17 protein-coding genes and 1 pseudogene are annotated in these 16,719 nt (G+C 72.5%); 12 read left to right on the forward strand and 6 right to left on the reverse strand.

Going from position 1 to position 16,719, the window contains the following annotated elements; genetic code table 11:
• Nucleotides 1-21: 21 nt before the first annotated feature.
• Nucleotides 22-951, forward strand: coding sequence for a DNA-3-methyladenine glycosylase family protein (locus IG63_RS0116125; RefSeq protein ID WP_030485380.1), 930 nt, complete (start codon nucleotides 22-24; stop codon nucleotides 949-951).
• A gap of 13 nt (nucleotides 952-964) precedes the next feature.
• On the opposite strand, the gene IG63_RS0116130 is transcribed toward IG63_RS0116125, so the two are convergent.
• Nucleotides 965-2,731, reverse strand: coding sequence for a gamma-glutamyltransferase (locus IG63_RS0116130; protein ID WP_030485381.1), 1,767 nt, complete (start codon nucleotides 2,729-2,731; stop codon nucleotides 965-967).
• 45 nt (nucleotides 2,732-2,776) lie between these two features.
• Between IG63_RS0116130 and IG63_RS0116135 the strand changes: the two genes are divergently transcribed.
• On the forward strand, nucleotides 2,777-4,423 hold the full coding sequence (locus tag IG63_RS0116135; protein ID WP_030485382.1) for a fatty acid--CoA ligase: 1,647 nt from the start codon (nucleotides 2,777-2,779) through the stop codon (nucleotides 4,421-4,423).
• A 17-nt stretch (nucleotides 4,424-4,440) separates the two neighbouring features.
• Here IG63_RS0116135 and IG63_RS0116140 read toward each other — a convergent pair whose 3' ends face one another.
• Nucleotides 4,441-4,953: an Lrp/AsnC family transcriptional regulator gene (locus IG63_RS0116140; protein ID WP_051707011.1), complete on the reverse strand. Its 513-nt coding sequence runs from the start codon at nucleotides 4,951-4,953 to the stop codon at nucleotides 4,441-4,443.
• A gap of 58 nt (nucleotides 4,954-5,011) precedes the next feature.
• A complete protein-coding gene (locus tag IG63_RS0116145; RefSeq protein WP_030485384.1) occupies nucleotides 5,012-5,488 on the reverse strand; it encodes an Lrp/AsnC family transcriptional regulator in 477 nt (158 codons plus the stop codon).
• A 176-nt stretch (nucleotides 5,489-5,664) separates the two neighbouring features.
• Here IG63_RS0116145 and IG63_RS0116150 point away from each other — a divergent pair, with 176 nt between their 5' ends.
• The 7 genes from IG63_RS0116150 to IG63_RS0116180 are packed head-to-tail and all read left to right on the forward strand — an operon-like array spanning nucleotide 5,665 to nucleotide 11,860.
• A complete protein-coding gene (locus IG63_RS0116150) occupies nucleotides 5,665-6,900 on the forward strand; it encodes an ABC transporter substrate-binding protein (RefSeq protein WP_084597254.1) in 1,236 nt (411 codons plus the stop codon).
• Entirely contained in the window at nucleotides 6,884-8,065 is a 1,182-nt protein-coding gene (locus IG63_RS0116155) for an ABC transporter ATP-binding protein (protein ID WP_051707012.1), read from the forward strand. The genes IG63_RS0116150 and IG63_RS0116155 overlap by 17 nt, the downstream gene beginning before the upstream one ends.
• Nucleotides 8,065-8,946, forward strand: coding sequence for an ABC transporter permease (locus tag IG63_RS0116160; RefSeq protein WP_030485387.1), 882 nt, complete (start codon nucleotides 8,065-8,067; stop codon nucleotides 8,944-8,946). Before IG63_RS0116155 ends, IG63_RS0116160 begins: the two co-directional genes overlap by 1 nt.
• On the forward strand, nucleotides 8,943-9,776 hold the full coding sequence (locus IG63_RS0116165) for an ABC transporter permease (RefSeq protein WP_245604467.1): 834 nt from the start codon (nucleotides 8,943-8,945) through the stop codon (nucleotides 9,774-9,776). The genes IG63_RS0116160 and IG63_RS0116165 overlap by 4 nt, the downstream gene beginning before the upstream one ends.
• Nucleotides 9,773-11,173, forward strand: coding sequence for an NAD(P)/FAD-dependent oxidoreductase (locus tag IG63_RS0116170; protein ID WP_030485389.1), 1,401 nt, complete (start codon nucleotides 9,773-9,775; stop codon nucleotides 11,171-11,173). The genes IG63_RS0116165 and IG63_RS0116170 overlap by 4 nt, the downstream gene beginning before the upstream one ends.
• Nucleotides 11,170-11,505 (forward strand): arginine repressor, encoded by a 336-nt coding sequence (locus IG63_RS0116175; RefSeq protein WP_030485390.1) that lies wholly within the window; start codon nucleotides 11,170-11,172, stop codon nucleotides 11,503-11,505. Before IG63_RS0116170 ends, IG63_RS0116175 begins: the two co-directional genes overlap by 4 nt.
• Nucleotides 11,506-11,515: 10 nt before the next feature.
• The gene (locus IG63_RS0116180; protein ID WP_030485391.1) at nucleotides 11,516-11,860 is read left to right on the forward strand and encodes a DUF2200 domain-containing protein; all 345 of its coding nucleotides are present in this window, start codon (nucleotides 11,516-11,518) and stop codon (nucleotides 11,858-11,860) included.
• Between the two features lie 22 nt (nucleotides 11,861-11,882).
• On the opposite strand, the gene IG63_RS0116185 is transcribed toward IG63_RS0116180, so the two are convergent.
• Together IG63_RS0116185 and IG63_RS23990 are read right to left on the reverse strand one after the other, a co-directional pair.
• Nucleotides 11,883-12,455 (reverse strand): DUF1697 domain-containing protein, encoded by a 573-nt coding sequence (locus IG63_RS0116185; protein ID WP_030485392.1) that lies wholly within the window; start codon nucleotides 12,453-12,455, stop codon nucleotides 11,883-11,885.
• 377 nt (nucleotides 12,456-12,832) lie between these two features.
• Nucleotides 12,833-13,852: pseudogene (locus IG63_RS23990) on the reverse strand (DUF222 domain-containing protein); the annotation flags it as partial.
• Nucleotides 13,853-13,993: 141 nt separating this feature from the next.
• On the opposite strand from IG63_RS23990, the gene IG63_RS23105 reads away from it, so the two are divergent.
• A complete protein-coding gene (locus tag IG63_RS23105) occupies nucleotides 13,994-14,314 on the forward strand; it encodes a VOC family protein (protein WP_169741809.1) in 321 nt (106 codons plus the stop codon).
• A gap of 3 nt (nucleotides 14,315-14,317) precedes the next feature.
• On the opposite strand, the gene IG63_RS0116205 is transcribed toward IG63_RS23105, so the two are convergent.
• Complete coding sequence (locus IG63_RS0116205; RefSeq protein WP_030485395.1) at nucleotides 14,318-14,806, reverse strand: winged helix-turn-helix transcriptional regulator; 489 nt, start codon at nucleotides 14,804-14,806, stop codon at nucleotides 14,318-14,320.
• A gap of 66 nt (nucleotides 14,807-14,872) precedes the next feature.
• On the opposite strand from IG63_RS0116205, the gene IG63_RS0116210 reads away from it, so the two are divergent.
• Together IG63_RS0116210 and IG63_RS0116215 are read left to right on the forward strand one after the other, a co-directional pair.
• Nucleotides 14,873-16,198, forward strand: a complete 1,326-nt coding sequence (locus IG63_RS0116210) for an MFS transporter (protein WP_084597255.1) — start codon at nucleotides 14,873-14,875, stop codon at nucleotides 16,196-16,198.
• Nucleotides 16,195-16,719, forward strand: a complete 525-nt coding sequence (locus IG63_RS0116215; RefSeq protein ID WP_030485397.1) for a gamma carbonic anhydrase family protein — start codon at nucleotides 16,195-16,197, stop codon at nucleotides 16,717-16,719. Before IG63_RS0116210 ends, IG63_RS0116215 begins: the two co-directional genes overlap by 4 nt.

Here is a 16,719-nt window from a genome sequence, read left to right on the forward strand (position 1 = left end):
GGCGCGGCATACGCTCTCCGGGTGGGGGCCAGCGAGCGGGTGTGGCGGCCGGCGTGGCCGTGCCCGGTGCTCGCCGTCCTCGCGACGCACCGGCGCGGCCCGGGTGACCCGACCTTCCGCTTCGGCGACGACGGCGCGATCTGGCGCGGCATCGGGACGCCCCAGGGCCCGGCCTCGCTGCGTCTCGTGAGCCGGCCCGACGCCGGCGAGGTGCACGCCACGGCGTGGGGCAGCGGGGCCGAGTGGGCGCTCGACTCCCTGCCGCGGATGCTTGGCGCCGACGACGACCCGAGCGGCTTCGTGCCGCCCGAGCCGCTGGCCGACGCCTGGCGGCGCCACCGGCACTGGCGGCTGGGCGCGACGGGCCTGGTCATGGAGGCGCTGCTGCCGGCGATCCTGGAGCAGAAGGTGACGGGGCAGGAGGCCTTCGCCGGCTTCCGCCGCCTGGTGCACCGCTTCGGCGAGCGGGCGCCCGGCCCGCCGAGCGACGCCGAGCCGCCGGTGCGGCTGTGGGTGCAGCCACCTGCCGAGGCGCTGCGGCGGGTGCCGTCCTGGGAGTGGCTGCGCTGCCACGTCGACGGTGCCCGCTCCCGTCCGGTGCAGCACGCGGCGCGGGTCGCCGCCTCGCTCGAGCGCGCGGGTGCCGAGCCGCCGGAGGTCTTCGACCGGCGGCTGCGCAGCCTGCCGGGCATCGGCGTGTGGACCAGCGCCGAGGTGCGCTCGCGGGCGCTCGGCGACGCCGACTCGGTGAGCTTCGGCGACTACCACGTGGCCGCCAACGTCACCTACGTCCTCACCGGCGAGGTCGGCGACGACGCGCAGATGGCCGAGCTGCTCGCGCCGTACGCCGGTCACCGGCACCGCGTGCAGCGACTGGTTGAGCTCGCCGGGCTGCAGCGCCCGCGGCGCGGCCCGCGGATGGCGCCGCGTCGGCACCTGCCGGCCCGCTGAGCCGCAGGCGCCGTCAGCGCCCGACGGCGTACCCCTGCATGCCACGCGGGTTGGCGCCGGCGGAGAGCACGCCCGTGGCGGGCTCGCGGCCGACGGCGCACATCCGGCCCAGCGACCAGGGCCCCTCCTCGACGACCTGGTGGCCGCGGCGGCGCAGGCCCTCGAGCAGCTCGGGCGCGACCCGCGACTCGGTGACCAGCGACCCGGGCTCCATGCCGCGCGGGTGGAAGGACCCCGGGAAGCTCGTGGTGTGGAACATCGGCGCGTCGATCGCCTGCTGCAGGGTGCGGCCCTGCGCCACGTGGCGCAGCAGGAAGAGCGACTGCCACTGGTCCTGCTGGTCGCCGCCGGGGGAGCCGCACGCGAGCACGGGCACGCCGTCGCGCAGCACCAGGGTGGGCGTGAGCGTCGTGCGCGGGCGCGCTCCGGGCTCGAGCGACGCGGGGAGCCCCTCGTCGAGCCAGAACATCTGCGACCGGCTGCCCAGGCAGAAGCCCAGGTCGGGGATCACGGGCGAGCTCTGCAGCCAGCCGCCGCTGGGCGTCGCCGAGAGGACGTTGCCCCACCGGTCGACCACGTCGAGGTGGCAGGTGTCGCCGCGGGTCTCGCCGTCGCGCTGCACGGTCGGCTCGCCCGTGGTGCCGTCGCTCGACGGCGCCACGCATTCGCCGGCGAGGAGGCGCAGGACGTGCTCGGAGAGCCGCGGCTCGCGACCGCCCGGGGAGCCCGGGCGCACGTCGAGGTCGGCGGTGTCGCCCACGAGGGCCGCGCGCCGGGCGAGGTACGCCGGGTCGAGCAGCTCGTGGACGCCGACGGGGGAGCGGTCGCCGAACCACGCCTCGCGATCGGCCATCGCGAGCTTCCAGCACTCCACGACCGCGTGCATCCCGCTCTCCGTGTCGGGGTCGAGCTCGCCGAGCTCCTCGAGCATCGCCAGGACCTGGAGCAGCGCCGGCCCCTGACCCCAGAGGTCGGTCTTGGCGACCTCGACGCCCTGCCAGGAGCGCACCACGGCCGGCTCCCAGGTCGCGGCGTAGTCGGCGAGGTCCTGGCCGGAGACCAGGCCGGGCAGCACCTCGCCCCCCGAGTGCCGCCACTCCTGCTCGCGGAAGGCGTCGACGGCCTCGGCGACGAAGCCCTCGCGCCACAGCCGGCGCGCCGACTCGGCGTCGCCCGCGTCGGCGAGCCGCTCCAGCACGGCGGCGTACGCCGGGTTGGTCACGAGCTCACCGGGCCGTGGCGGCCGCCCGCCGGGCAGCCACAGCGCCGCCGAGGGCTGCCAGTGCTCGGTGAAGAGGTCCTGGACCCGCGCGATGGTGTCGACCACGCGGCCCAGCACCGGGTGGCCGTCGCGGGCGTACGCCGTCGCGGGCTCGAGCACCGTGGCCAGCGGCAGGGACCCGTGGTCGCGCAGCAGCAGCAGCCAGGCGTCGACCGCGCCGGGCACGGCGGCGGCGACGACGCCGGACCCCGGCACGTGGTCGAGGCCCATGGCCGCGAAGGCCTCGCGGGAGGCGGCCGCCGGGGCGGGGCCCTGCCCGCACAGCACGCGCGGCGTGGGGTCGTCGGCGGTCGCGACGATCGCCGGCAGGTCGCCTCCCGGACCGTTGAGGTGCGGCTCCACGACGTGCAGCACGAAGCCTCCGGCGACGGCGGCGTCGAAGGCGTTGCCGCCGAGCTCGAGCATCCGCATCGCGGCCTGCGAGGCCAGCCAGTGGGTGGAGGAGACCATGCCGAAGGTGCCGGTCAGGGTGGGGCGCGTGGTGAAGTCCGAGAGCACCCGCCGAGCCTAGACAGGCGGTGGGACGCCAGGCAGGCTCCCCCCATGCGCAGCACGATGCAGGACGCCCAGCTCACCATCCGCGAGATCACCCGCCACGGCACCACCGTGCACCGCGACTCCGAGGTGGTCACGGCCACCGAGGACGGCACCCGGTCGCTGTCCTACGGCGAGCTCGGCGTGCGGGTCGCGCAGCTGGCCGGGGCGCTGCGGGGCCTCGGCGTCGAGGGCGACCAGCGCGTCGCGACCTTCATGTGGAACAACGCCGAGCACCTCACGGCCTACCTCGCGGTGCCCTCGATGGGCGCGGTGCTGCACACGCTCAACATCCGGCTGCCCGCCGACCAGCTCGTCTACATCGCCAACCACGCCGAGGACAAGGTGGTGCTGGTCGACGCCTCGCTGGTCGGCCTGCTGGTGCCGCACCTGGCGGCGATGGAGACCGTGGAGCACGTGGTCGTCGCGGGGCCGGAGGCGGCCGGCGCCGACCTCGCGCCGCTGCAGGGCCAGGGCGCCGAGGTGCACCGCTACGACGAGCTGCTCGACGCGCAGCCCGAGACCTTCGACTGGCCCGAGATCGACGAGCGCGACGCCGCCGCGATGTGCTACACCAGCGGCACCACCGGCAACCCCAAGGGCGTGGTCTACAGCCACCGCTCGGCCTACCTGCACTCCATGGCGATCTGGAGCGGCACCGTCGCGGCGCTCGACGCCCACTCCCGGGTGCTGCCGATCGTGCCGCAGTTCCACGCCAACGCCTGGGGTCTGGTGTACGCCGCCCTGATGAGCGGCGCGTCGCTGTGCATGCCCGACCGCTGGCTGCAGGCCGAGCCGCTGTGCCGCTTCATGGCCGCCTCGCGAGCCACCGTCTCCGGCGCCGTGCCGACGGTGTGGAACGACGTGCTGGGCCACCTCGAGCGGCACCCCGAGCAGAAGCCGGAGTCCCTGGGACTGATCCTGTGCGGCGGGTCGGCGGTGCCGCTCGCCCTGCAGCAGGCGCTGTGGCGCAAGCACGGCATCGAGGTCCGCCAGGCGTGGGGGATGACCGAGACCTCGCCGGTGGCCTCGGCGGGCCGGCCGCCGCTGGGCGTGGAGGAGGGCACCGACGAGGCCTGGCGCTACCGGGGCACCCAGGGACGCCTGCTCTGCGGGGTCGAGGGACGCATCGTGGGCGACGACGGCAGCGTGCTGGCCGACGACGGCGACGCGGTGGGCGAGCTGGAGGTGCGCGGGCCGTGGGTCACCGCGGAGTACTACCGCAGCGACGACCCCCAGGCGGCCGAGAAGTTCCACGACGGCTGGCTGCGCACCGGCGACGTCGGCAAGCTCGACGCCCTCGGCTACATCACGCTGACCGACCGCAGCAAGGACGTCATCAAGTCGGGCGGGGAGTGGATCTCCTCGGTCGACCTGGAGAACGCGCTGATGGCGCACGACGACGTGGTCGAGGCCGCGGTCGTGGCCATCCCCGACGAGAAGTGGGACGAGCGACCCCTGGCCACCGTGGTGGTGCGGGAGGGGGCGGACGTGACGGTCGAGCAGCTGCGCGAGTTCCTGGCCGCCGACTTCGCCAAGTGGCAGCTCCCCGACGCGTGGGCCTTCGTCGACCAGGTGCCGCGCACGAGCGTCGGCAAGTTCGACAAGAAGGTCATCCGCAAGCAGTACGCCGCGGGTGAGGTCGAGCTGCAGTGAGGGGCCGGGGGCACGCCCTAGCGGGTGCCCCAGGTGTAGACCTGCTTCTCCAGCTCGAGGTAGAGGAAGGTGTGCAGCGAGGTCACGCCCGGCAGCGGCTTGATGCGGGCGACGATCTCGAGCAGGTGGGCGTCGCTGTTGCCGATCACCTCGGCGATCAGCTCGAAGCCACCCGCGGTGAGCACGACGTAGACCACCTCGTGGATCTCGGCGAGCGCCGCGGCCACGGCCTTGACCTCGTCGTGCTCGACGCGGAGACCGACCATCGCCTGCCGGGCGAAGCCGAGCTGCAGCGGGTCGGTGACGGCGGTGATCTGGATGACGCCGGCCTCGGTGAGGCGGCGTACCCGCTCGACGACGTCCTCCTCGGGGAGCCCGACGACCTCCGCGATCTCGGAGTAGGGCCGGCGACCGTCGCGCTGGAGCAGCCCGATGATCGACTTGGTGGCGGGGTCGAGGACGGCCTGGGGAGGGCGGGTCGAGTGGCGCGGCACGCTGCGCCCCTCCGAGACCCGCTCACCCTTGATCACGCGCGTATCCTTCCATGCCGGACACGGCGTCAGCAGCGAATTCGGAGTGCCGGGTCGCTCAGCGCACGCCCCAGCTGTAGGTCTGCTTCGCGAGCTTGAGGTACATGAAGGTCTCCGTGGTGCGCACACCGGGCACGGCACGGATCCGGCCGGCCACGAGGTCGAGCAGCTCCTCGTCGCTGGCGCTGACCACCTCGCAGAGCACGTCGTAGCCCCCCGCGGTCATCACCACGTAGATGACCTCCTGGAGCGCGGCGAGCGCGTCGGCGACGGGCTGCACGGCGCCGTCGACGTGGATGCCGACCATCGCCTGGCGGCCGAAGCCGAGCTGCAGCGGGTCGGTGACGGCGACGATCTGCATCACGCCGGCCTCGGTGAGCCGCTGCACCCGCTGCCGCACGGCGGCCTCCGAGAGGCCCACCACCTTGCCGATGGCGGCGTACGAGCGACGACCGTCCTGCTGCAGCTGCTCGATGATCGACTTGGAGATCTCGTCGATGAGCCCGGTCGCTCGCCCTGCGCCCCGATCGCTCATGCCTCACATCGTGGCGCTGCGCCAGCCACCTTGGCAAGCGGTCTACTCCGCAATCCGCACCTGAAGGCCGTACTTTGTGACGGTTCCGTAGCGATCATGTGTCGTTGCCACGGAATCCCTTGCCACCAGTGGCTCTGTCGTGTTTTTCTCGGGCTCCCGAGCGAAGGAGGATCGGCGTGGCTGGCGAGTCCCCAGGACCCACCGCAGGATCCGGTGCAGGGCGTACGACGAGCCGGGCGCCCGGCGCCTCGCGGCGTACCTTCCTCAAGGGTGCGGGGATCGGTGCCTTCGCGCTGGGCAGCGCCGCCGTGCTGCCGCTCTTCGGCTCCGCGAGCGCCGTCCAGGACCCCGCGACCTGCCGGGCGACCGACGTGTCGCAGCGCGACAAGCGGCTCGTGGTCTCCAACTGGCCGGCCTACATCGACGTGGCGGAGGCCGGCGACGACCAGTACGTGACGACGCTGCAGGAGTTCGAGGAGCGCACCGGCATCAGCGTCAGCTACACCGACGACGTCAACGACAACGCGGAGTTCTTCGCCCGGGTGCGCAACCAGCTCGGTGCCTGCGAGCCCATCGACCGCGACATGATGATGCTGACCGACTGGATGGCCGCGCGCATGATCGGGCTGGGCTGGGTGCAGCCCATCTCGGCCGAGCGCGTGCCCAACCTGCACGCCAACCTGATCGAGCCGCTGCGCGGCCGGCAGTGGGACCCCGACCGCGAGTTCTCCGCTCCCTGGCAGAGCGGCCTGACCGGCATCGCCTACAACGCGAGCCTGACCGACGAGGTCGGCAGCTTCGAGGCGCTGATGACGCGCGACGACCTGCGCGGCCGGATCACGCTGCTCTCCGAGATGCGCGACACGATGGCCTTCATGCTCAAGGTCACCGGCGGTGACCCCGACGACTTCACCGATGACGACTGGTACAACGCGATCGACTACCTGCGCGGGCGGGTGCGGGCGGGCCAGGTGCGGGCCTTCACCGGCAACGAGTACATCCAGGACCTCACGGCGGGCAACATCGTGGCCTGCGAGGCGTGGTCCGGCGACGTCATCCAGGCGCAGTTCGACAACCCCGACATCAAGTTCGTGGTGCCGGAGGAGGGGCTGAACCTCTGGAGCGACAACATGCTCGTCCCCAACAAGGCCACGCACCTCGAGAACGCCGAGGCCTGGATCGACTACTACTACGAGCCCGCCGTGGCCGCGAAGCTCGCCGCGTGGGTCAACTACATCTGTCCGGTCGAGGGTGCCCGCGAGGAGATGGAGAAGATCGACCCCGACCTGGTCGACAACTTCCTGATCTTCCCCAGCGAGGACGACCTGGCCGACACCTTCGACTTCATGGCCCTCGACGAAGCGCAGAACCGGCAGTACGAAGGAGATTGGTCGGATGTCACAAGTGGCTGAGTCTGCCGAGACCGACGGCTCGACCGGGGCCGGCAGCGCGGGATCGGGCCTCCACCTGCGCAACCTGCGCAAGGAGTTCGCGGCCTTCACCGCGGTGCACGACCTCGACCTCGACGTCCCGAGCGGGTCCTTCTTCGCGCTCCTCGGCCCGTCGGGCTGCGGCAAGACGACCACGCTGCGCATGGTCGCCGGGCTCGAGACGCCGACCTCGGGCAGCATCGCCCTCGGCGAGCGCGACATCACCTGGGAGAAGCCCTACCGGCGGCCGGTCAACACCGTCTTCCAGAACTACGCGCTCTTCCCGCACCTCGACATCTACGAGAACGTCGCCTTCGGGCTGCGGCGCCGCAAGCGCAAGGACGTCGAGCGCGAGGTCGACGCCATGCTCGAGCTGGTGGAGCTGACCTCCCAGGCCCGCAAGAAGCCGGCGCAGCTCTCCGGTGGCCAGCAGCAGCGCGTGGCCCTGGCCCGCGCGATCATCAACCGCCCCGAGGTGCTGCTCCTCGACGAGCCGCTGGGAGCGCTCGACCTGAAGCTGCGGCGCTCCATGCAGATCGAGATCAAGCGGATCCAGACCGAGGTCGGGCTCACCTTCGTGCACGTCACGCACGACCAGGAGGAGGCCATGACCATGGCCGACACGGTCGCGGTGATGAACGCCGGGCACATCGAGCAGATGGGTGCGCCGGCCGAGCTGTACGAGAACCCCCAGACCACCTTCGTGGCCAACTTCCTGGGCCAGTCCAACCTGATCGAGGGCACCGTGCGCGGTCGCGACGGCGAGGACGTCAAGGTCGACATGCAGGGCACCGTCGTGACGATCCCCGGGCAGCGAGCCCACGTGGCGGGCAACGCCGGCGACCTCGGCTGGGTCGGGATCCGGCCGGAGAAGGTGCTGATCGCCGAGGAGGGGCAGGTCATCGACGCCCCGGGCAACAGCATCCCCGGCGGCGTCGTCACCGACGTCTCCTTCGTGGGCGTGAGCACGCAGTACCTCGTGCGGATGCCGTGGGGCCAGGAGCTGACGGTCTTCGAGCAGAACACCGGCCGCCGCCGGCTCTTCGCGAAGGGTGAGCGGGTCGACGTGTCGTGGCGCCCCGAGTACGCCTTCCTGCTCGACCACACGCAGGACCGCGCCGCCGGCCGTGACGAGGACGCCGACTGATGACCGAGGTCGCGACGCAGCCGCCGGAGGCGCGCGAGAGGCGCAAGCTCACCGGCTACTGGCTGCTCCTCCCCGGCGCCCTCTGGCTGCTGCTCTTCTTCCTGGTCCCCTTCTACTCGCTGATCGCGACGAGCCTCTACGACCCCGAGGGCTCGATCCTCACCGGCTACGACATGACGTGGGCCTTCGGCAACTACGTCACGGCGCTGCAGGACTACTGGCCGCCGCTCTTCCGGGCGCTCTGGTACGGCGCGGTGGCGACGCTGCTGTGCCTGGTCCTCGGCTACGTGCTGGCCTACGCGATCGCCTTCAAGGCGGGCCGCTGGAAGAACCTGATGCTGGTCCTGGTGATCGCGCCCTTCTTCACCAGCTTCCTGGTGCGCACGCTGTCGTGGAAGCTGCTGCTCGGCGACGAGGGGCTCATCGTCGACACGCTGCAGTTCCTCAACATCCTCGGCGACGACGGTCGGCTGCTGGCCACGCCCTTCGCCGTGATCGCGGGCCTGACCTACAACTTCCTGCCCTTCATGGTGCTGCCGCTCTTCGCCAGCCTCGACAAGATCGACCCGCGGCTCGTCGAGGCCTCCCGCGACCTCTACGCCCGTCCGATCGTGGGCTTCTTCAAGGTCACCTGGCCGCTGTCGCTGCCCGGCGTGGTCTCGGGCACGCTGCTCTGCTTCATCCCCGCGGTCGGCGACTACATCAACGCCCAGCTGCTCGGCAACACCCAGACCCGCGTCATCGGCGCCGTGATCCAGTCGTTGTTCACCGACGCCAACGACTTCGCGATCGCCGGCGCCCTGTCCATGATCCTGATGATCATGATCCTGGCGATGGTGCTGCTCTACGTGCGTCGCGCCGGGACGGAGGACCTGCTGTGAGCCCTGGGATGTCGCCGCTGCAGCGGATGGGCCGGTGGATCGGTCAGCACCTCGTGCTCGCCGGCGGGATCCTGGTGCTGATCTACATGTTCGTGCCGATCTTCGTGGTCGTGCTGATGAGCTTCAACGACCCGAAGAGCCGGCTGGTCTACCGCTTCGACGGCTTCACGCTGCAGAACTGGCTCAACCCCTGCGCCGACGCGGCCATGTGCAGCGCGGTGAGCCGCAGCATCCAGATCGGCCTGCTGGCCACGCTGATCGCGACCGTGCTCGGCACGATGATGGCCTTCGCGCTGGTGCGGCACCGCTTCCACGGTCGCTCGGTCGCCAACCTCGCGATCTTCCTGCCGATGGCGAGCCCCGAGATCGTGCTGGGCTCCTCGCTGCTCGCGCTCTTCGTCGCCGCGGGCTTCGCCGGGCAGCTCGGCTTCTGGACGATCCTGATCGCCCACATCATGTTCTGCCTGTCCTTCGTCGTCATCACCGTGCGGGCGCGCCTGGCGGGCCTCGACAACAACCTCGAGCAGGCGGCGATGGACCTCTACGCCAACGAGCGGCAGACCTTCCTGCGGGTCACCTTCCCGCTGGTCTTCCCGGGCATCCTGGGTGCGGCGCTGCTCGCCTTCTCGCTGTCCTTCGATGACTTCATCATCACCAACCTCAATGCCGGCAACACCACGACGTTCCCCATGTACGTGTGGGGCGTCGCGCAGCGCGGCGTGCCGATGCAGGTCAACGTCGTCGGCACGGTCATGTTCGTGATCTCCGTGGCCATCGTGGTGGGCGTCGAGCTCAACCGCCGACGGCAGGAGAAGGCGCTCGCACGATGAGCCGGGCCGAGCGGGCGCTGGCCGGCGCGTCGCCGTCGGTCTACTGGCTCGACGACCCCGACCGTCCGGAGCCGCTGCCGCCGCTCGGGGGTCCCGCGGCCGCCGACCTCGTCGTCGTGGGCGGCGGCTACCTCGGGCTCTGGACGGCGCTGCGCGCGGTCGAGCGCGACCCGGGCCTCGACGTGCTCGTGCTCGAGGCCGAGACCTGCGGCCACGCCGCCAGCGGGCGCAACGGCGGCTTCTGCGAGGCCAGTCTGACCCACGGCTTCGGCAACGGCCTGGCGCGCTGGCCCGACGAGATGCCACAGCTGCTCGAGCTCGGCCGCTCCAACCTCGACGGCATCGCCGCCACCGTGGCGGCGTACGAGATCGACTGCGACTTCGTGCGCACGGGCTCGCTGGCCGTCGCGACGCAGCCGCACCAGGTGGCCGAGCTGCGGTCGGCGTACGACGACATGGCGCGGCTGGGGGAGCACGTGACCTGTCTCGAGGGCGACGCCCTGCGGGCCAGGGTCGACTCGCCGGCGGCACTGGCCGCCTTCCACGACCCCGACTCCGCGCTGCTCGAGCCGGCGCGCCTGGCCTGGGGGCTTCGGGCGGCCTGCCTCTCGCGCGGCGTCCGCATCAGCGAGGGCAGCCGCGTCACCGGCCTGGGTCGGAGCGGGGCCGGCGTCACGCTGGGCGTCGACCACGGGGGACCGGTGGCGGCGCGCCACGTCGTCCTCGCCACCAACGCCTACCCGCCGCTGCTGCGCCGGCTGCGGCTGATGACGGTGCCGGTCTACGACTACGCCCTCATGACGGAGCCGCTGACGACCGAGCAGCGCGACGCCGTCGGGTGGTGGTGTGGGCGAGAGGGCTGGAGCGACGCCGGCAACCAGTTCATCTACGCGCGCACCACCCGCGACGGCCGCATCCTGTGGGGCGGGTACGACGCGATCTACCACTACGGCAGCCGGATCGCGCCGGCGTACGAGCAGCGTCGCGAGACCTCGCTGCTGCTCGCGGAGAAGTTCCTCGACACCTTCCCCCAGCTCGAGGACGTGCGCTTCTCCCACAGCTGGGGCGGAGTCATCGACACGTGCACCCGCTTCACCGCCTTCTACGGCACCGCCCTGGGCGGACGGGTCGGCTACGCCGCCGGCTTCACCGGGCTCGGCGTCGCAGCCACCCGCTTCGCCGCCGACGTGGTGCTCGACCTGCTCGGTGGCGAGGAGACCGAGCGCACGGCGCTGGAGATGGTGCGCACCAAGCCGCTGCCCTTCCCGCCCGAGCCGGCTCGCTACCTCGGCATCGAGGCGATGCGCCGCTCGCTGGCGGCCGCCGACGCCAACGGCGGCCGGCAGAACGCCTTCCTCAAGGCGATGGACAGGCTCGGCTTCGGGTTCGACTCGTGACCGGCAGCGACGGGTGGCTCACCGCGGTACGCCGCTCCAGCGCCCACGGCCTCGCGCTGGCACGGCTCAACGCGCTGCTGCCCGACGACGTCCCGACCGAGCTCCGGGCCGTGACCTACCGTCACGCCGACGACGGCTGGCAGGTCTTCTGGGTCGTCGAGGGTGCCCCCGGCCCCGCCCTGCGGTCGGTGCTCGAGCGGGCCCGCCGTCAGTGCGAGCAGGAGTGCGCCAGCGTCTCGCTCAGCGTGGTGCGCGTCCCTCCCGGTGCCGGGCGGATCCCGGTGGTGGGCATTCGACTGCTCTACTCCCGCTCCAGCGCCCGCCAGGCGTAGCGTCTGCGCCGTGAGCCACCGCGTCTTCACCACCTCCGTCGCGTCGGTCTACCCGCACTACGTCACCAAGGTCGAGCGCAAGGGCCGCACCCGCGCCGAGCTCGACGAGGTGATCACGTGGCTCACCGGCTACGACGAGCCGACGCTCCGCTCCCACCTCGACGCCGGCACCACCTTCGAGGACTTCTTCGCCGGCGCCGACCTCAACCCCCACGTCTCGCTGATCACCGGCTCGGTCTGCGGCGTGAGGGTGCAGGAGGTCGAGGACCCCCTGATGCGCCGCATCCGCTACCTCGACAAGCTCGTCGACGAGCTTGCCAAGGGCCGGCCGATGGAGAAGGTGCTGCGGTCGTAGGGACCGCACGCACGGGGGCGGCTCACGCGGGGGCGTCGAGCATCTCGAGGAGTCGCGTGACGGTGGCCCAGTTGCGCATCGTCTGGACGGGCTGCTGCGCCCCGCTCCCGCGCCGGCGACCCAGCTCGGCCGCGAGCACGCTGCGGCCCAGCCCGTCGGGAGTGCGCAGGTAGAGACATGCCCCCCGAGCGGTCGCCTCGTCGCGGCTGCCCTTCGCCGAGGCCCGCTCCTCGGCGGCGCGCACCGCGGCGACCTCGTCGGGTCCGATCGGGTCGCGGTGGAAGACCGCGTGCAGCCGCTTCGGGTCGGTCTCCTGCGGGTAGGGGTTGGAGGACACCACCGCCGCGAGCTCGTCGCGGGAGAGGACGACGACCCGGGTCCGCACATCCGTGCTCTCCTCGATCGCCGCCTCGAGCTCGAGGGCGAGCTCGAGTGCGCCTCGCCCAGGGCTGCCGAAGACGACGTTGCCGCTGCGGATGTACGTCGCGACGTCCCCGTAGCCGAGTCGCTCCGCGATGTCGCGCAGGTCGGACATCGCGAGCTGGTTGTGCTTGCCGACGTTGACGCCGCTGAGCAGGCCGACATGGGTGCGCATCGCCTCATCGTCCCCGTTCGAGGGGGCCGCCGCCACGCGGTCGCTCTCGCATCTCTACGTCCGCCGGTGGAAGGCGACCTTCCCGTCGGGCAGTCGGTGGGTCTCGTAGTCGGGGTCGTGGATGCGGCGGTGGTGGTGGGCGCAGAGAAGCCGTCCGTTGGCCAGGTCGGTCGGGCCGTCGGATGACCAGGGTCGGTCGTGGTGGGCGTGGCACATCGCGGGTGGGGCGTCGCAGTGCTCGGCGGTGCAGCCGCGCTGTTGCTGCGCCAGGGCGAGGCGCTGGGCCTTGGTGAAGAGTCGCTGGTGGTGCCGTGGTCGAGGACCTGGCTGGTGCCTCCGAGGACCATCGGGATGAGTTGGTGACGAGCGGCCAGGCGGCGGGCCTCGGCGGCAGGGATGCGGTGGCCGGTGTCGAGGGTGGCGACGCCGGCATCGGTCAGGCGGCCGAGGAGCTGCTCCAGGGTCATGGTGACCACCACGGTGGCGTCGCCCCCGCCGGCGGTCGGCAGGTCGCGAGCGGTGAGGCGCTCGACGAGCTCGGCGAACGCCTCGCCGCGGCGGGTCGCGTAGGGGCGTCGGGCGTGCGGGGGCGTGGTCTCGACAGGCTCGACCGACGAGGACGGGTCGACCGACGAGGACGGCTCGACCCGCGTCGAGTCGTGTCTGGGGCGAGCCGGAGACATCAGGGCCTGGAGGGCCTTGGTGAGCATGGCGCCGTGCAGCTTCGGGATCCGGAAGCGGCCGGGGCAGGTGCCGTCGGGGTGCTCGCGCATCTCGAAGGACATCAGCGCAGCGGCGCGGCGTTCCTCGGCCTCCAGGGCGCGGCCCTCGCGGGCCTCGGCCTGGTCGGGGGCGACGACCTCGTGGAGCCGCTTGCCCAGGATCGCGAGGTCGCGGGCGTCGTGGCGGGAGGCGTGGTCGATCAGAAACGCCTCGGCCGAGGCCCGCTGCTCGGCGGTGACGGCGTCGGGTCCGGCGGTGGGGAGCGCGTCGAGGGCGTGGGCGATGGTGCGGGCCTGGTCGGCATTGACCGCCCCCGCTGCGAGGGCTGCCTCGAGCCGATGGTGGCGCGCGTCGAGCGCGTGGGCGAGGTGGAGGTCGGCACGGGCGTGTTGGCGGCGCTGCCTGGTCTCGCGGGCGGCCCAGTCAGCAGCCGTGCGCTCGCCGGACTCGGTGCAGGCGCCGCGGCGCTCGGCCTCGGCGAGCACCTCCAGGCGCAGCGCGGCCAGCCGTGACTCCACGGTCGCGAGCCCGACCAGCGTCTCTCGCAGCTCCTCAGGGGTCATCGCCCATACCGGTCGGGAGGCGCTGCTGTGGAGGTGGTCGAGGCGGGCGTGGGCACGGCGGGTGAAGTCGGCGACCGGGTGGGTCGCGGTGTCCTCGGTTGCCGTGGCCATACCTGTATCCAAGCATCGAGGTCCGACAGAAACCGCAGGTCAGAGGCACTTTCGACCAGCATGTGGACGACCAGTTCCTGACGAGCCTCGAGGCGCGCGCGGCCCCTCCGCCGAGTCGCTCACCGGGTCTCGAGACAGGCGCTGCGCGCCTTCCTCGACCACCCGGGCCCAGGCGGTCGAGCCTGTCGAGACCCCACACCAACCGCCTCGAGACCCCGCAAGCCGCCCACTCACCAGGTCTCGAGACAGGCGCTGCGCGCCTTCCGCGGCACCTGGGTCCGGCCCGATGGAGCGGCCCAGCAGATCCACCTCGACCTCTACGTCGACGACGTGGCGCCGGCGCACGAGGAGGTCCTCGGCCTGGGGGCCACGGTGCTGCAGCAGCAGTACGCCGCGACCGACCCCGAGGGCTTCTGGGTCTACGCCGACCCGGCGGGCCACCCCTTCTGCCTGTGCTGGTAGCCCTCAGGTGCCGGCGCCGCGCAGGCGGTGCCGAGCGCCGAGCCAGGGCTTGACCCAGGTCATGTCCTCCGGGCGCAGCGGCTCCCCGCACGCGCTGCAGGTCTCGGCGCGGGTGGTCTCCTGCCCGCACGACTCGTGCACCAGTGCCATGTGGTCACCGTCGGGCGGCGTGGTGGTGTGCCGCTCGCCCCACAGGGCGAGCTGCTGCAGCACGGGCAGGAGATCGGCGCCGGCGTCGGTGGCGACGTAGCGCTGCCGGGTCCGGCCGGCGCGGGTGTAGTCGACGGTGCTCAGCAGTCCGGCCTCGCGCAGGGTGCGCAGGCGCCGGCTGAGGACGGCCTCGGAGATCCCCAGGTTGTCGCGCAGGGCGTCGAAGCGGCCGTTGCCGTGCAGCACGTCGCGCATGATCAGCAGCACCCAGGGATCGCCGAGCACGTCGAGCGAGCGGCGTACCGGACAGGGCTCGCCCGACCAGTCGGAGCGCAAGGGCATGGCACGACCTCCGGGCGGACCGCTAGCGTGACGCCGACATCATACTTCGTTGGAGAAAGTCAGGCGATGGTGACTCTCGCGAGCGACGGCCGCCGGCAGCGCGGCCGGCTCCACCCGGCGTGGGCGGTGGCGGCGGTGGCCTTCCTGGCCCTCGTGGGTGCGGCCGGCTTCCGGGCCGCGCCCGGGGCGCTGATCGTGCCGCTGCACGAGGAGTTCGGCTGGTCGACCAGCGTGATGTCGCTGGCCGTCAGCATCAACCTGCTGCTCTACGGCCTCACCGCGCCCTTCGCCGCCGCCCTGATGGACCGCTTCGGCGTACGCCGCGTGGTCGCGTCCGCGCTGTCGCTCGTCGCGCTCGGCGCGGGCGGCAGCGTGCTGATGACCGCGTCGTGGCAGCTGCTCGTGACCTGGGGCGTGCTGATCGGGCTGGGCACTGGCTCGATGGCGCTCGTCTTCGCGGCGACGATCGCCCAGCGCTGGTTCACCCGCCGCCGCGGCCTGGTGATGGGGGTGCTGACCGCCGGGTCGGCCACCGGGCAGCTGGTCTTCCTGCCGCCCGTGGCCTACCTCGCCGAGACCGCGGGCTGGCGCGTCGCCTCGCTCGTCGTCGCGGCCGGGGCGCTCGCCGTCGTCCCCGCGGTGTGGCTGGTCCTCCGCGACCACCCCGCCGACCGCGGGGTGCGGCCCTACGGCGCCGACGCGTCGTACGTCGCTCCGCCCGCCGTCAGCGGCAGTGCCGCGCGCCGGGCGCTGGAGGGGCTGGCCTTCGCCTCACGGCAGCGCTCCTTCTGGGCGCTGGCCCTCGCCTTCGCCATCTGCGGGGCCACCACCAACGGCTTGATCGGGATCCACTTCATCCCCTCCGCGCACGACCACGGCATGGCGACGACCACGGCCGCGGGGCTGCTCGCCGTCGTCGGGATCTTCGACATCGCCGGCACCGTGGCCTCCGGCTGGCTGACCGACAAGGTCGACCCGCGGCTGCTGCTGGTGCTCTACTACGCCTTCCGCGGGGTCGGCCTGCTCCTGCTGCCGCAGCTGCTCTCCGACTCCGTGCACCCGAGCATGGTTCTCTTCATCGTCATCTGCGGCCTCGACTGGGTCGCCACGGTCCCGCCGACGGCCGCGCTGTGCCACCAGGCCTTCGGTGAGCGCGGCACCATCGTCTTCGGCTGGGTCTTCGCCTCCCACCAGATCGGCGCCGGTGCCGCCGCCCTCGGAGCCGGGGTCGTGCGTGACACCTTCGGCAGCTACACCTACGCCTGGTGGGCCGGGGCGCTGCTCTGCGGGGTCGCGGCGCTGCTGTCGATGGGGGTGCGTGCCAGCTCGCCGACGGGCGTCCGCGACGATGGCGGGGCACCCGCCCCCTCGTCGAAGGAGACCTCCCCATGACCCACCTGCTCCGTGTCGGTGACCGTGTCCCGCAGGTCGACCCCGGGGCGTTCGTCGCTCCCGGCGCCGTCGTCGTCGGTGACGTGACGATCGCAGCGGGGGCGAGCGTCTGGTACGCCAGCGTCGTGCGCGCCGACACCGCGCCCGTCGTCATCGGGGAGGACTCCAACATCCAGGACGGCTCGGTGCTGCACGCCGACCCCGACCACCCGCTGACGGTCGGACGGCGGGTCACCGTGGGTCACCGGGTGGTGCTGCACGGCGCCACCGTCGAGGACGACGTGCTCGTCGGGATGGGCGCGGTCGTGATGAACGGCGCCCACGTCGGCGCCGGGTCCGTCATCGGCGCCGGCGCCGTCGTCACCCAGGGCACCCAGATCCCGCCCGGCTCGCTGGTGCTCGGCTCGCCCGCCAAGGTGGTGCGCGAGGTCCGCGACGCGGAGCGGGGCATGATCGAGCGCGGCGCGACCAACTACGTCACCCGTGCCCAGGAGCACCGCTCGGCCACGCCGGTCGACTGA

This window comes from Nocardioides aequoreus (assembly GCF_000720335.1).
GTDB classification, from domain to species: Bacteria; Actinomycetota; Actinomycetes; order Propionibacteriales; family Nocardioidaceae; genus Marmoricola; species Marmoricola aequoreus.